Annotated in this window: 15 protein-coding genes; 10 read left to right on the top strand and 5 right to left on the bottom strand. The window is 48.4% G+C overall.

Annotated features, from left to right (window positions below; translation table 11 throughout):
* The first annotated feature begins 181 nt into the window (after nt 1–181).
* Together K331_RS0117515 and K331_RS0117510 are read left to right on the top strand one after the other, a co-directional pair.
* Nucleotides 182–1,822 (top strand): DUF6138 family protein, encoded by a 1,641-nt coding sequence (locus K331_RS0117515; RefSeq protein ID WP_028591316.1) that lies wholly within the window; start codon nt 182–184, stop codon nt 1,820–1,822.
* A gap of 57 nt (nt 1,823–1,879) precedes the next feature.
* Nucleotides 1,880–2,746 (top strand): sulfurtransferase, encoded by an 867-nt coding sequence (locus tag K331_RS0117510; protein ID WP_028591315.1) that lies wholly within the window; start codon nt 1,880–1,882, stop codon nt 2,744–2,746.
* Nucleotides 2,747–3,050: 304 nt separating this feature from the next.
* Here the strand turns inward: K331_RS0117510 and K331_RS0117505 are convergent, their stop codons facing one another.
* The 3 genes from K331_RS0117505 to K331_RS32735 all read right to left on the bottom strand — a co-directional run bounded on the left by K331_RS0117505 (nt 3,051) and on the right by K331_RS32735 (nt 4,519).
* Nucleotides 3,051–3,845 carry an alpha/beta fold hydrolase gene (locus K331_RS0117505; protein WP_028591314.1) on the bottom strand — a complete coding sequence of 265 codons (795 nt, stop codon included), beginning with the start codon at nt 3,843–3,845 and terminating at the stop codon, nt 3,051–3,053.
* A 19-nt stretch (nt 3,846–3,864) separates the two neighbouring features.
* Complete coding sequence (locus tag K331_RS32740) at nt 3,865–4,098, bottom strand: type 1 glutamine amidotransferase family protein (RefSeq protein WP_226383627.1); 234 nt, start codon at nt 4,096–4,098, stop codon at nt 3,865–3,867.
* Between the two features lie 160 nt (nt 4,099–4,258).
* On the bottom strand, nt 4,259–4,519 hold the full coding sequence (locus tag K331_RS32735) for a DJ-1/PfpI family protein (protein WP_226383626.1): 261 nt from the start codon (nt 4,517–4,519) through the stop codon (nt 4,259–4,261).
* A gap of 129 nt (nt 4,520–4,648) precedes the next feature.
* On the opposite strand from K331_RS32735, the gene K331_RS0117495 reads away from it, so the two are divergent.
* The 5 genes from K331_RS0117495 to K331_RS0117470 all read left to right on the top strand — a co-directional run bounded on the left by K331_RS0117495 (nt 4,649) and on the right by K331_RS0117470 (nt 9,902).
* Entirely contained in the window at nt 4,649–5,563 is a 915-nt protein-coding gene (locus tag K331_RS0117495) for a LysR family transcriptional regulator (protein ID WP_028591313.1), read from the top strand.
* 268 nt (nt 5,564–5,831) lie between these two features.
* The gene (gene catA, locus K331_RS0117485) at nt 5,832–6,491 is read left to right on the top strand and encodes a type A chloramphenicol O-acetyltransferase (RefSeq protein WP_028591312.1); all 660 of its coding nucleotides are present in this window, start codon (nt 5,832–5,834) and stop codon (nt 6,489–6,491) included.
* 359 nt (nt 6,492–6,850) lie between these two features.
* Nucleotides 6,851–7,216: a hypothetical protein gene (locus K331_RS0117480; RefSeq protein ID WP_028591311.1), complete on the top strand. Its 366-nt coding sequence runs from the start codon at nt 6,851–6,853 to the stop codon at nt 7,214–7,216.
* Nucleotides 7,216–7,587, top strand: coding sequence for a DUF488 domain-containing protein (locus tag K331_RS0117475; RefSeq protein WP_028591310.1), 372 nt, complete (start codon nt 7,216–7,218; stop codon nt 7,585–7,587). Before K331_RS0117480 ends, K331_RS0117475 begins: the two co-directional genes overlap by 1 nt.
* Nucleotides 7,588–7,784: 197 nt before the next feature.
* Entirely contained in the window at nt 7,785–9,902 is a 2,118-nt protein-coding gene (locus K331_RS0117470) for a methyl-accepting chemotaxis protein (RefSeq protein WP_028591309.1), read from the top strand.
* A 144-nt stretch (nt 9,903–10,046) separates the two neighbouring features.
* Here the strand turns inward: K331_RS0117470 and K331_RS0117465 are convergent, their stop codons facing one another.
* Nucleotides 10,047–10,547, bottom strand: coding sequence for an SRPBCC family protein (locus tag K331_RS0117465; protein WP_028591308.1), 501 nt, complete (start codon nt 10,545–10,547; stop codon nt 10,047–10,049).
* 441 nt (nt 10,548–10,988) lie between these two features.
* On the opposite strand from K331_RS0117465, the gene K331_RS0117460 reads away from it, so the two are divergent.
* The 3 genes from K331_RS0117460 (at nt 10,989) to K331_RS31065 (ending at nt 13,186) form a co-directional block, all read left to right on the top strand.
* Complete coding sequence (locus K331_RS0117460) at nt 10,989–12,161, top strand: aminotransferase class I/II-fold pyridoxal phosphate-dependent enzyme (RefSeq protein WP_028591307.1); 1,173 nt, start codon at nt 10,989–10,991, stop codon at nt 12,159–12,161.
* Between the two features lie 167 nt (nt 12,162–12,328).
* Nucleotides 12,329–12,655 carry an immunity protein TriTu family protein gene (locus K331_RS0117455; RefSeq protein WP_028591306.1) on the top strand — a complete coding sequence of 109 codons (327 nt, stop codon included), beginning with the start codon at nt 12,329–12,331 and terminating at the stop codon, nt 12,653–12,655.
* A 42-nt stretch (nt 12,656–12,697) separates the two neighbouring features.
* Nucleotides 12,698–13,186, top strand: a complete 489-nt coding sequence (locus K331_RS31065) for a hypothetical protein (protein WP_051289896.1) — start codon at nt 12,698–12,700, stop codon at nt 13,184–13,186.
* Between the two features lie 153 nt (nt 13,187–13,339).
* On the opposite strand, the gene K331_RS0117445 is transcribed toward K331_RS31065, so the two are convergent.
* A complete protein-coding gene (locus K331_RS0117445; RefSeq protein WP_028591305.1) occupies nt 13,340–13,885 on the bottom strand; it encodes a CueP family metal-binding protein in 546 nt (181 codons plus the stop codon).
* Nucleotides 13,886–13,941: the final 56 nt, after the last annotated feature.

The raw sequence follows: 13,941 nt of genomic DNA, 5'->3' as shown, positions 1-13,941 counted from the left end.
TATGCGGCTTAGGTTCCATGTTTCACCAATTGTGGCATGTTATAATGAAGCTTACAGTCTATTCTGGATAACATGTGCAACTCGGCTGGCAATCTACATACGCTATAGTCCACTCCATATTTCTCATACTTAGCATGACGCTACTCATGACACTACATAAGAACTACAGGGAGAGAGCCTTATGAATGATAATGTACAGATTTTGCTGAACGAGACCTGGGAACACATGAAGCCCGTACTAATGAAAGAACAGGCACGTATCGAAGAGCTGGGGAAGCTCTCTTCGCTGCAGGCGGGGATTCACGACTATATCCGTGTCGGTTACCGTAAGGGGAAATTCAATTGGGCCGATGGCAAAATGTTCTTTGAGATCAGTCGTCCGTTTGATTGGAGTGATTCTGCGTATACATGGGATACCGCAATTGATATCACCGAGCTTACCGATGAGCTCATCACACAACAATGGCTGCCCGCCTTCAAGCAGGAGCTGGAGCGCCTGTTCTACGATAATGTTCACGGACCGAAGTATTTCGATTATCATCTGGAGCTTGTTCTGCACTTTGAACGACCTACGGGAAGTGACTCTTTGCAGTGGACAGAGCGCTGGATTCATGAGCCTAAGCTGAGTGAGCTGCAGAAGGCATTACATACTTTTATCCGTGACAAAGTACAAAGCGCTCCTCCCATATATCCGAAAGAAAAGGATCTGTTCCATTTTTCAAGGCAGCTGGTGAATCCAGAGGTATTCCCTGATGACCTTCCCACACTGAAAGAGTTGTGCGAGCACCTAGACCATAAGCTGAAGCCTATTCCCAAGCTCTACGAGGACTGGGTACGCCATTCAGGCCTTGCCTTCCGCTTCTGGGCAGATGATACGTTACTACCACAATATTACGATGCAGGTGGACTTTTTAACCGGACATTGACCCTGAAGCCGGATGAGGCACGTCCTGCAATAGAGTCTTCACAGCTGGACAAGCTTGTGTATGGGGCACTTCGTATCGGTATGATGGATTCCGGGGACCGCAGGCAGTATCTGGAGTACGCAGTTCAACTCGGCTCAGAGCAAGCACACAGCTACCTGCAGCAGGGCAGTGGCACCATCGAAAGTCAGCGGCGTACAGCTCATATCCAAGGGCAGGCGAACGATATTTTACATACGATTCAGATCAAGCTGCTGACAGATACGGAGGAGAGCTATGCAGATGCATTGACCTATCTCTGTGACCTGCTGCGCGAAGGCTTTCCTGTGGAATACAGTCTCAAGCTTGGTGGAAGCAAGTCGAAGCTGCTATTGCCGGTGAAGGGTCTGGCGAAGTCGCCGCTGCACCGTTTCTTTGTAGGCGTCCTCCAATACCCTGCACTGCACCCATTGCTTTCAGAATACGCACAGCTTGCGATGAAGGAATTCGCCTGGTATGGAGATGTGGAGTCGGGTGAAAAGTCAGTAATGCCCGGATCGTATGCGGTGCTTGGGCTAGCTCTGCACAGCAAGGAATATTTCCCACTGCTGCAGCACTATATGAAGCTGGTCGATACAGAGCATCAGCTCGCCCACAATGCATTCGCAGAAGCCTTCATCTCAACGTATCAGCTAGATGAACAGCTGCTTCCGGTGCTCATCTCGATTCTGCTCGGCAGTGGTGAATCTGCCAGACCCGTTAAGGGACTCGCGGACCAATTCGACTCGCCAGAGCTGGCACAGCTGCTCGCGGACCACCTGAAGGCACTGGAGGATTATCAACGTGATCTGGTGCTCTATCTGATCTTTGGAAGTCAGAGCAAGCAGAATCGCTTTCTGAAGCAGGTTGGGCTAAAATAAAGCATATCAGTTGCTTGAATCGAACAGAAACCGTCTCTCAAAAAAGGAGTTGTCCCTATGCAAAATACCGTATCCATCAGATGGCTGCTCGCCCGAATGTATGAGCCTGATCTGGTCATCGCAGATTGCCGTTTCTGGCTGAACGACCCATCTGCCGGGCGTCAAAAATATGAAGAGTCACATATTCCGCGTGCCGTATTCCTTGATCTGGAGCAGGATCTCTCCGCACCAGTCACCACACATGGCGGACGACATCCATTACCGGAGCCGGAGGAGATCGCCCGCGTATTCGGCCGTGTCGGACTCAGCCAGGATGATCGGATCGTAATCTATGATGACAACAATGGCATGAATGCTGCCCGCTTATGGTGGATGCTCACTTATCTTGGTCATACCCAGGTCTACATTCTGGAACAGGACTTCAGCGCATGGCAGCAAGCTGGATTTCCGGTTACGGATGAGCAGCCTGTCGTCATTCCCAAGACCTTTGTTGCCCATCCACAGCCAGATATGATTGTAGATGTAGATTATGTTCGTGAGGTGTCGAAGAAGGCAGAGTCGGCCATGGTTGAGACAGCCGGACCTCAGGTGCTCATCGATTCTCGTGACCGCAATCGTTATCTGGGCCTGGAGGAGCCGATTGACAAGAAGGCCGGACATATCCCGGGTGCCTTGAATTATTTCTGGAAGGATGTTCTGAATGATAACGGTAGCCTGAAATCCTCTGAGGAGCTGGCACAGCACTTTGCCGGACTGGATCAGGACGCAGAGATTATCGTCTACTGTGGCTCTGGCGTCTCCGCTTGTCCGAACGTGCTCGCACTCCGGCAAGCCGGGTATGAGAATGTGAAGCTCTATCCTGGGAGCTGGAGCGACTGGATCTCGTATGAGGATAATTCGGTGGCGACGGGGGAAGAGGTGTAGGTCAGCTTGGAGTAGAGAAGCCTGCGGTGGACGCGGGCTTTTTTTGCGTTGTGGCGGTTGAGAAAGTACACGGTTTAAGGGGCTAAAACGGCTTGGAGATGCGTTCTACAATATATTCAACTCCACCCTTAGTAACAAAGCAACATTCGAAAGCACAAGTGGGGACGTCGGAAGATAAACGATATGAGACGCTATCCGTATCCGGAAGCAGCATAAGATAAAACGACTCGCCGGGCAAAACCCGGCGAGCCTGTATACGCAAGGAAGAATTTGAAACGTCTGCCTTGATTCATCAGAAAGCCTTTTATGACCGCACAAAATCTATGACTTCCCGATTGAATTTTTCTTTTTCCTCATAGAAAGGGGCATGTCCGCTGTTTTCAAAACGAACAAGTTTGGATGTCGATACAATTTCGTGAGCTTGCTCGGCGGCGGGGAACGGACACACTTGATCGTGAACGCCGTGCAGCATTAATGTCGGAACACGAATGGCTTCAAGATCGGAGCGAAGATCCTCCCTGCCGATTGCTTTTACCGTTTCGATCGTGGCATGAACATTTGCCTTCATCCCCATGTGCCATAACCAGTTTTCGATCCCTTGGGAAGGCAGTGTGTGGAAAAATCCTTTAAACATATTCGTCAGCGTTTGCGGACGATCGGATTGAAGCCCGGCGATCAATCCGTTTACCGCTTCTTCGGGAAGTTTGCTCAACGTCGAGGCTCCAAAAAGCATCAATTTGGAAACTTTATGTCCTCCATGCCTTCCCATATACCGCGTTACAACGCCGCCGCCCATAGAAAACCCGGCCAGCGTAACATCATTGAGATCAAGCTGATCGATCACTGCCTTAATGTCGTCTGCCATCCGATCGTAAGTGTACCCGTGCAGCGGATGATCGGAACGGCCATATCCTCGCAGATCGATTCCGATAAAACGGATACCTTGTTGAGGCAGGATCGATTGCTGATACTCGTAAATCCGGTGATTGACCGGCATGCCATGCACAAATACAACAGGTTTGCCTTCCCCGACATCTTCCACGTAAAGCGTGACGTTTTCCTCGACCTTAATATAATGACCATTGGCTGTATGCATCATGATAATTTCCCCCTTGTAGTTAAACGTTCCACTCGATATCGTCACGGTAGGCTTCATAAGCGCGGTCGTACTCCATGATTCGGGCTACCTCTGTAATGAAAGCTTCGTCATAACCCGCTTTTCTAAGTAAATGAAATCCCATTTCCATGCCGGCTGCGATTCCGCCTCCTGTGGCGATACGCCCGCTGTCCACGACCCGTGCACGACTAATACGGCAGGCTGGCGCAAGCTCGGCCAAACGATCGATCGGCACTTTGCCCATCTCCGAAGCTTCCAAGTGATCAGGAGCTTTGCGGCTGGTCGCGGCGATGCCGTCGAGCAGTCCCATTTTTCCGTAAACCCAAGAACCCGTACATACACTTGTCAGCAAACAATGTTCCGGAAGAGAGCGGATATAGCGATACAAGCGACCGTTATGCATTATCTTGGCGTGTTCCGAAGCCTCCGGGAATAAGAAAAGCATCCATATCGGGCTCTTCGGCAAACGAATAATTCGGCACCACTGTCAGGCCGGCCTGTGTTTGTACGGGACGAAGCGAGTCCGCCACCAAAAACACGTCCAATTCCGGATCAAGTCTTCGCGCTACCGAAAATACGCCGTAAGGTGCGGCATAATCGATGACTTCCGCATCTTTGAACACATAAATTCCTAATCGAAATCCGCTTTTCTTCATTACGATGGTTCCTCCTTGAAGAAGTGGTTGGCTTGAGAACATCCTGATGTTATCATAGATTTATCCATTTCAAAAACGAAAAAATACGATAGAATCCATTTCCTTTTTCGATACCTAGGAGGAACAATCATGTTGGAGACTTTGGAAGGACGGTCGCTGCTTACCTTTTTGGCCGTATTGGAAGAAGGGAATTTTAGCCGTGCCGCAGAAAAGCTGGGTTATGTACAATCAACGGTGACTTCGCAGATCCAGTTATTGGAGCAAAGCTGCAATCAAAAACTTTTTCACCGACTTTCCCGCGGCGTAAAGCCCACTGAAGCGGGCGAACAATTTGCGCTTTATGCCCGACAATTTGTACAGCTGGGTCATTCGCTCGAAGAAGCCTTGGAAAATCTGGATCATCCTCGAGGCATGATGCGTTTGGGATCTTTGGAATCTTTTTTGGTAACGCGGATGTCCGATTTTATGCATGCTTTTTTCACAGAATACACCGAAATCAATCTGCTGTTGGAAACGGGATTTCAAGCGGACATCGTTGAACAAGTTCAGTCTCATGCACTCGATTTCGGAATCGTGCCGATGGACCCCAAAAAAGAAGATCTGATTTTCGAACCGCTGATCGAAGAAGAAATGATCGTCGTGGCCTCTAAAAGTCTGGCTCATGTGATCGAAAGCGAAGGCTGGGAAAATACTTCGGGGATTCAGATGGTTGGTTTCGGTTCCCGCTGTGTGTATCATACGGAAGGACTTAAACTGTTAAGCGAAATGGGGTTTCCTTCTGGAAGCCGTTCGACCGGATTTGCAAGTACCGAACTTGTAAGGCAGATCGTCACTTGCGGACTCGGCGTTGCTCTTGTGCCTAAAATCTCGATGGCTCAAGAACTTGCGGAAGGCAGTGTCGTTTCACTTCCCCTGCCTCGACAAGTCACCTTCGTTCACGGGATCGTTCGGCACAAAAAACGTATTTTGAATACGCCTTCCAAAGTGTTTTATCAGGAAATTATCGAATATTTCTCCGATAGAACTTCTATAAGACCGATATAATAAAAGGTGCCGCATACTCAACCGGTAAAATCGTTCCCATCCGTATACTGCATTTTTCACATACAGTTTTGTGAACAACGTCGATGACACGATGAACTAGACATCGGCGAATCCGATTGGAGCGACTGGATTAGCTATGAGGAGAACCCGGTGGCTACAGGTGAGAAATAAGAAGAAAAGGAAGCAAAAGGAGAACGTAAAGGCTGTGAGGAAATGGTTAAAGCAGTGGATGTACCCTCCTAAACAACATAATTTAGGAGGGTGACGTATGAAATTCAATCTTATTGAGATGGATCATTGGCCCAGAAAGCCTTATTTTGAGCATTATTTCAATCATGTCAATTGTACCTACAGCATAACTGCCCATATAGAAATCAGGCACTTGCGAGAAGAATTAAAGCGCATGGACATGAAGCTGTACCCTGCCTTAATTCATATGCTGACCACGGTGGTTAACCGGCACAATGAATTCCGTACTTGCTTGGATTCCGAAGGACGGTTGGGCGTGTGGGATCAGATGTCTCCTAGCTTCACCATATTTCATGAGAGGCATAAATCTTTCTCAAGCCTGTGGACACCGTTCAGCGAGGATTTTCAGACCTTTTATAGTCGCTATCTTCAAGTTATCACAAAGTACAAAAATACGGACCAGTTGTTCCCTGATCCTCATGAACCGCCTAACACGTTCTCAATCTCCAGTATTCCATGGGTTAGCTTTACCGGGTTTAACCTGAATGTCTATTCAGGAGAAGCCTATTTACTCCCTATATTTACTTTAGGTAAATACGTTTGGCAAGATACAAAGCTAATGCTGCCTTTATCTGTGCAATTTCATCATGCCGTGTGTGATGGTTATCATGCAGGCGTGTTATTCAATGAGCTTCAGCAGTTAGCAGAAGAATGCAAGAGCTGGCTGGGAGGTAGTTAACTCTACCTCTCAGCGATGCTCGTTTATGCATGCATGAATCTCAAAAAACTGGCCGTCTGGCTATAAAATTCAGGTGGCTCAAAACACAGATTAGGCGTATTTTTGCTCATCCTCGCTAAGAAACAAGACAAACTCCTAAGTTTCATTCGAAACAAGGAGTTTGTCTGCACTCTGAAAGCCCACGATTACCGTGGGCTTTTACTAGTTTTCCCAAAAATCGTTCGGGAGCCGTCATTACCAGTCAATGCTAAATACCTGGTGATGTATAATAGAGTACAGCTATAGTGCATAGTCACTGCATCGTTGCTTAACTGCACTCATAATCCCTAATTCACATTTTTTTCAAAGGAGTGTCTTAGTTGAAGCTCTATCATTATGATCTTGGCATCTATCCACTGGATTGGGAATTTGGCTTATTCAATATCGAAGAGTATAAAGCGAAGCTGGCCGACAAGTATGCGCAAAATGAACCCTACTACCAAGCTGTAGCAGGAGAACTGACAGTCATCCTGCAGCAGATTGACGAGCTTCTGGAAATGGCTCTTTCCCATTGGAAGCAGCAATTCACCTACAATTCTGAGCTCCGCTGTCCGCCCATGATCTTTGCCCTTCCCTCAGGGGATCACAAGGGAAGTGTCGTATTCGGCATCGTTTTGAAGCGTGAGGAGGATGGCGACACCATCGTGTATTCTCCGGTCCAGCTACCCCATTTGGAGGGGAATTAATGCCAATGCATCCGTTCCTGCTCAAAAGAATCTATGAGCCCCCATATTCCTCTGATGGTCTTCGTATTCTGGTAGATCGACTCTGGCCCAGAGGGGTTACAAAAGAGTCGGCACAGCTGGACTTCTGGATGAAGGAGGTTGCTCCCAGTCCAGAGCTACGACGCTGGTTCGGGCATGACCCTGCCAGATTCGAGGAGTTCAGTGAGCTGTACACACTCGAATTATCTACAGAAGAACTCCAGCCTCACGTAGCCCGAATCCTTGAGCTTGCCTCCGAGAAGCCAGTTACGCTGATCTACGCGGCCAAAGATGTGCAGCATAACCACGCTGTCGTGCTACGAGGATTCCTGGAGTCGCTGCAGACAAAATAGGTTTTATATCAACATAAAATACTCACTTCATGTTCCTCTAATGTCCATTTTGCATATTAATTTAATGAAAATAGCACTTTCTAGCAATTATATAGTTTTTATGTAAAATAATTTCATTTTTTTAGTGCTTAATATCACAAATCGCTCCACCTCTACCGAATAATATAGTTATACACAAAAATAGAGGTGGGTTTATTATGAATAATTGGCTCCTGAGACCATTCACAGCAATCATGTCCCGTCTGAAGTATGCGCAAAAGTTTATCCTGCTTAGTCTTCTCTTAATTTGCCCCCTAACACTTCTAATGAGTAATTGGCTGACAGAGCTGCAAAAGGATATTCGATTTGCTGTCAATGAACAAGAAGGCGTTCATTACATTAAGTCATTATTCCCGGTCATCCTGCAGATTCAGCAGCATCGCGGCCTAGCAAACGGCTATCTGAATGGCGATTCACAGGCCAAGGCCAAGCTCGACGAGGTGGGTCAGGAGCTAGGCAATCTGATAGCCTCTATTGATACAGAACAATCTGGTGCTGCCGCCAAGCTCGGTACGGAGGCAGAATGGAGTAATATAAAAAATGAATGGAGCACACTGCAGTCGAGCGTGATAACGCTAGCCTCGGAGGAGAGCTTCCAGCGGCATTCCGAGCTAGTTCAGAACATACTGGATCTCATCATTCATGCTGCTGATCAATCCGGTCTGACTCTCGACCCGCAGATCGACTCCTATTATGTAATGGACCTGATGGTCAATCACATGCCGGAGCTCATCGAACTCTCCGGACAGGTGCGCGGACAAGGAAATGGTATCTTAGCCCGTAAGCAGCTGACAGAGGATGAGCGAATTAATCTGGTGATTATGAAGAATCAAATTCTAAATACACTCGAAGGTATTCAGAAGGCGCTGACGAAGCTGGGAGAGAACAACGCTACCTCCAGCCAGCGGATCGGAGATATAGGCACGAGCAACGTTCAATCCATTGAACAATTTGCAGCCACTCTTGATGATCAGATTCTGAATGCGACGACGCTATCCATGAAGCCGACTGATTTTTTCGCAGAGGGAACGAAGACGATTGAGACCTCTACGCAGCTATTTAATGTCGTCGTTGATGAGATGGATCATCTCCTAACCGAACGGTATACTTCGCTAAGTGACACCCGGACGGTCATGCTCATTATTGTAGCCGTAGCTGTGCTGCTTGTAGCCTTATTTTATCTTGGCTTCTACAGCAATGTACGCTCCACCATTCGAACCTTGCGAGATGGTGCGGATAAGATGGCACAAGGGGATCTGTCTGAACGGTTCGACCTGCAGACAAAAGACGAGCTACGCTATGTGGGTGAATCGTTCAATAATATGGCAGACGCACTGAACACACTGCTGCTGCGCAATCAGGAAATTTCTGAGCAGGTCGCCGCAGCCTCTGAGCAACTGTCCGCACTAGCCGTAGAGTCAACCTCGGTCACCCAGCAGATTGCTAATTCCGTGGGCTCCATATCCGATGGGGCTGATACGCAGCAGAAGGTGTCGGAGGAGAATGCACAAGCCATGAATGAGGTAGCCGCTGCCATTAATCGCATTGCGGAGACTACCTCGGATGTATCGGAATCCGCTACGAGTATTACGCAGGGTGCAAGACTGGGCGAGGCAAAGCTACAGGAGACCTTCCGTCAGATGAGTAGCGTCCAGGAAGCAGTTCACCATTCCAGCGAATTGGCTGCACAGCTTAATCAGCATTCCAATGAGATCGAATCTATCGTATCTGTGATTATGGAAATCTCAGCTCAGACTCATCTTCTTGCCCTGAATGCCAATATCGAAGCTGCACGCGCTGGCGAGCATGGACGCGGCTTCATGGTTGTAGCCAATGAGGTTCGCAAGCTGGCAGAGCAGGCTACTCATTCAGCTCAGTCCATTACTCAGCTTGTCGGCAATGTCCGGACTCTGCTGGCACGGGTAACGGCCTCTATGGAGGAATCTACAATCGTAACAGAGCAAGGAATTGCCACCAACAAGGAAGCCGTTGAAGCGATCGGTACCATTCTGCATTCCATTGGGCAGGTAGCCGAACATATTCAAGAGGTATCCGCAGCAGCTGAGGAAGTATCAGCAAGCACCGAGCAGGTCACAGCTGCGATTGGAGAGATGGTCGGCGTTACGAGATCTACAGCGGACGAGACACGCAACGTAGCCGCTGCAACCCAGCAGCAGTTATCTTCGATGGAGGAAGTTCAGGCTTCCTCAGAGATGCTGAGTGCAAGTGCGCAACAGCTGCAGGATGAACTGGGCAAATTCGTCCTTAAGCAATAAAAAAATAGGCTGTCCTTATTAACATGCACCTTGCGACAAACAGATGAATCATCATGTTGTCACCAAGGAAAGCATGCTATAAGACAGCCTTTTTTACATCCTCACACCCCAAATTCGGCCAATCTACTAGCCCCTTCGACTTGGCTATTGCTGACCATCCGTGGTCAGCAGCCGGGCCAATCCGTCGAACATCAGCTTCCATCCCTCCTCGGAGGATGTGTCATACTCCTGCTTCGCTTGCTCGATCTCTTCGTCCTGCCAGCCTTCTTCATAAGGAACCACGATCTCCTGTGTAAAGTTCATCTCACAGCCGGATTTCTGGGGCCGGAGCTCGACGATAATTGTGTCCATCGTATCGCTGAATTGGGGCATCTTGAAGGTGAATACGAGGCGCTTGGGTGGATCAAGCTCAAGATACTCACCTGTTGCCATATAATCCTTACCCTCACGATGGTCTGTAATCTGCCACTCCCCTCCGATATAAGGTTCATTGCGGGCAATACTGTTGGTAGCTTCCTGCGTGAAGAGCCATTTCTTGATTTGATCCGGGCTTACCCATGCCTCGTACAGCCTTTCTGCTGACGCTTCGAAGCGTCGAGTCATGTGTAGACGAATGGTTGTGGTTGAAGTTGATGCATGCGCCAATTGTCCTGCTCCTTTCCATAATCAGCCTTGCAGTGATTACATTCCCGTTTCGCAAATAATGAATTTTCACATATGTACCGTTCCATTCTATTATCTGTTAACCTAAGACCGATCATACAGCTCTATTCAGCTACAGACATGGGGCCCAGGCGTTGTACTACCTATACGGTACTGCTACGGATTCAGCTATGGATTCAGCTACGCAACTCCACTTTGTTCAGGATCACTTGTGTCATTCGCCCCATTCCATCTATTATAGAGCTTATAATCTCTACTATTAGAGCGTGTAATCTTACTTTAATACCAAGCGCGTATAATCTCATTTCTAGCGTACCCGATGTATTGAAGCAGTGACTTTGGCGGGCACATGCCCACTCGTTCAAGCCCTGCAGTACAGAGCTTGCTGCTTTACTCTTATGTTGAACTGGAGGATTATGAATTATGAAATTTGCCAAACGCATGGACCCTTTCAGCGAAGGAATATTCAGTCGCTTGCTGGAGCTCAAAAAAGAGCGGCTGGAGCACGGACAATCGGTTATTGACCTGAGTGTGGGGGCACCGAATATCCCCCCGGCACCGCATATTATATCAGCCTTATGTGAAGCGGCAGCAAATGCCGAGAACTATATCTATGCATTAAATGACCAGACGGAGCTGCTGCAGGCGGTTAGTGAATGGTACGAGAGACGCTATCAGGTTGAACTTGACCCTCGTACGGAGATTTGCTCCTTGTTAGGCTCGCAGGAAGGACTTGCCCATATCTCCCTGTCCATAGTTGATGAAGGTGATCTGGTCCTCATCCCTGATCCTTGCTACCCGATCTTTGCTGATGGGCCGTTGCTGGCTGGAGCAGAACTATACTATATGCCGCAAAAAGAGGAGCACGGCTACGTTATCCAGTTACAGGATATTCCTGAAGACATTGCTGACCGCGCTAAGTTCATGCTCGTATCCTATCCGAACAATCCGACGACAGCAATGGCGCCAACACAATTCTATACGGATCTCATTGCCTTTGCCAAAAAGCATGACATTATCGTACTGCACGACAATGCCTATAGTGAGCTGGTGTTCGATGGCAAGCATGCGGGGAGCTTCCTCTCCTATCCTGGAGCGATGGATATTGGCATTGAGTTCAATTCCTTGTCGAAGACCTACGGTCTGGCAGGGGCGCGAATCGGCTTCTGTCTCGGCAACGCTAAGATCGTCTCCATGCTGAAGAAGCTGAAATCCAACATGGACTACGGCATGTTCCTGCCGATTCAGAAGGCCGCTATCGCTGCTATTACGGGTGATCAGTCCGAGGTGGAGCAGGTGCGAGCCATATATCAGGAGCGGCGCGACATTCTATGCGATGGAATGAGTAGTCTGGGCTGGCACATCCCTAAGCCTGATGCCACCATGTTCGTCTGGAGCCGAATTCCTGCCCACTACATCTCTTCGGAGCAATTTGCCATGGATCTATTGACCAGAGCTGGTGTAATCGTAACGCCTGGCAGTGCTTTTGGTCCTTCAGGGGAAGGATACGTTCGTCTAGCGCTGGTGCAGGATCATGAGCAGCTAAGACAAGCAGTCCAATCGGTCGCAATGAGCGGAATTCTTGACACGGATTGATATAAATTGGATGTGCGCCAGTGAGCTAGTTTAGTACATTGCCCGTATCTGATGTCAGATCTAATGATCTGGAGAACGTGGTGCGTGGTGTATTAGCGGACATCGACTTTATACTCGACTTTAGATTCGGTCAACATACTAGCCGTGTGATCAGGAGGATGATCTATATGCTTCACCAGTATTTCCTGCAATGGACAGAACGCCAACAGGAGCACTTGCAAGCTAGTGGCATCGCAACGATTGAATTCATCCATTCTCAAGAAAGCGCGACTAGTGCTACTGCCGATCCTGCGATAGGGGTCCTTCATGAATCCAGTCTCTGCTTGGGCAAGATCGTCGTCTGGTCATCGCAGCAAATGGAATATGAAGTTATACACATCGAGTCCGAGGAACTCATCCTATGGACATATATTGATCATATTGAGAAGAGTGCTGATTTTGGCGAGCTGCTGACAGACTACTGGCAAGCACTTCGTTCTGGAGTACAGCCATAGGCCGTTACCTCCGTTGAAAATGAATCCAAGGAGGAATCCATCGTGACAGATGACATTCAGCGTGGACAATTAGAGCTATGTGAGGGTAACAGGAAGCTGCTGCTTCACAACGGGTTAACGGAACAGCAGCTAACTGATTCAGACATGTACAAGCACCTATCTGTAGAGGTTCGAGATCTTGGGAACGGAAACGTATGGTACAACTTGGGGTGCATCCACTTATCTGGTATGCCCTTTTACGTCTCATTATGCTTTCGTACGCCATGCCTTGTGTGCGCGTATTTATCCGCGGATAGACCTGACTTCCCTAAGTCCTGGGAGGAATGGAGCGAAGAGGCTGAGCTTGTCAAGAAACGGCTGCATGATCGCATCCTCATGGATATGCTAGGCAGACAACCAGATGTACGACGCTCACATCCGTATCCCTACATAGAATATCAACTGGCTTGGGGGACTGTTATCTCCAGCTATGACCCCCGATCTGCTGCCTCCTCCATAGGGATTCACTATAACCTAGGGGACTCATTATGAACTTGGGGCATCCTCTTGCGTTGACGAAATGTCCAGCTTAAGCTTGCTGTTCATAAACTTTTCTGTTTCGTATCAATGAACAGCAAGCTTAACGATGGTCGGCAGGTTCTCCCACTTGCGGGCCCTGCACTTCTATTCGATCTGACTAAGGTACTAGATTAATTGCATCGTTGTAATGCAGGTGTTATCCCCCTCACGGGTAGAAATATCCGCCTCGGACGTCTTGCCCTCATGCTCAATCGTAATATGATAGGTCTGATCACGCGGCAGCCACAGATCGATAAAGCCATTAGACTGAGACTTCACAACGTCACGGTTCATCACGGTATTGCCGCTCTCATCCTCAATGGATATCGTGAACTCCTGATCCTGGAGCTCTCCTTCACAGCCTGTCAGACTATGAATTTCACAGGGATGCGTCTGCTGAATATACGGCGCAATGGACACAAAAAACTCATCACCATCTACGGCATACGTCTGGGTGTGCTCCTTGCTGTCAGTAACCGTCAGCTGATGTGAAGTGATGGAAGCAGATTGCGCATCCACTTGACCTGTGCTAATCTGCTGCACGAAGGACTTGATATCTCCAGTTACCACACTGGTGGTACTCGTCTCCCTCTGCTGCGGCCCCCCCATGAACAGATATGTGCCTACAGCCATTACCACAAGTCCCACGACTATTGAAATTCCTTTTCTCATACAGTTCAACTCCTCGTTCCTATCTCTGATCTGATGCTCATTAGATAAGAGCAACT

The sequence above is a fragment of the Paenibacillus massiliensis subsp. panacisoli DSM 21345 genome (assembly GCF_000426545.1).
In the GTDB taxonomy this organism is placed as follows: Bacteria; Bacillota; Bacilli; order Paenibacillales; family Paenibacillaceae; genus Paenibacillus; species Paenibacillus panacisoli.
Note: the sequence above shows the minus strand (reverse complement) of the source record. Positions and strands in the feature narration are given on the sequence as shown.

Bases quoted from the DNA above. Each gene is read 5' to 3' on its own strand.
- K331_RS0117515 (WP_028591316.1), top strand. From the start codon at position 182: ATGAATGATAATGTACAGATTTTGCTGAACGAGACCTGGGAACACATG.
- K331_RS0117510 (WP_028591315.1), top strand. From the start codon at position 1,880: ATGCAAAATACCGTATCCATCAGATGGCTGCTCGCCCGAATGTATGAG.
- K331_RS0117505 (WP_028591314.1), bottom strand. From the start codon at position 3,845: ATGATGCATACAGCCAATGGTCATTATATTAAGGTCGAGGAAAACGTC.
- K331_RS32735 (WP_226383626.1), bottom strand. From the start codon at position 4,519: ATGAAGAAAAGCGGATTTCGATTAGGAATTTATGTGTTCAAAGATGCG.
- K331_RS0117495 (WP_028591313.1), top strand. From the start codon at position 4,649: ATGTTGGAGACTTTGGAAGGACGGTCGCTGCTTACCTTTTTGGCCGTA.
- catA (WP_028591312.1), top strand. From the start codon at position 5,832: ATGAAATTCAATCTTATTGAGATGGATCATTGGCCCAGAAAGCCTTAT.
- K331_RS0117475 (WP_028591310.1), top strand. From the start codon at position 7,216: ATGCCAATGCATCCGTTCCTGCTCAAAAGAATCTATGAGCCCCCATAT.
- K331_RS0117470 (WP_028591309.1), top strand. From the start codon at position 7,785: ATGAATAATTGGCTCCTGAGACCATTCACAGCAATCATGTCCCGTCTG.
- K331_RS0117460 (WP_028591307.1), top strand. From the start codon at position 10,989: ATGAAATTTGCCAAACGCATGGACCCTTTCAGCGAAGGAATATTCAGT.
- K331_RS0117455 (WP_028591306.1), top strand. From the start codon at position 12,329: ATGCTTCACCAGTATTTCCTGCAATGGACAGAACGCCAACAGGAGCAC.
- K331_RS0117445 (WP_028591305.1), bottom strand. From the start codon at position 13,885: ATGAGAAAAGGAATTTCAATAGTCGTGGGACTTGTGGTAATGGCTGTA.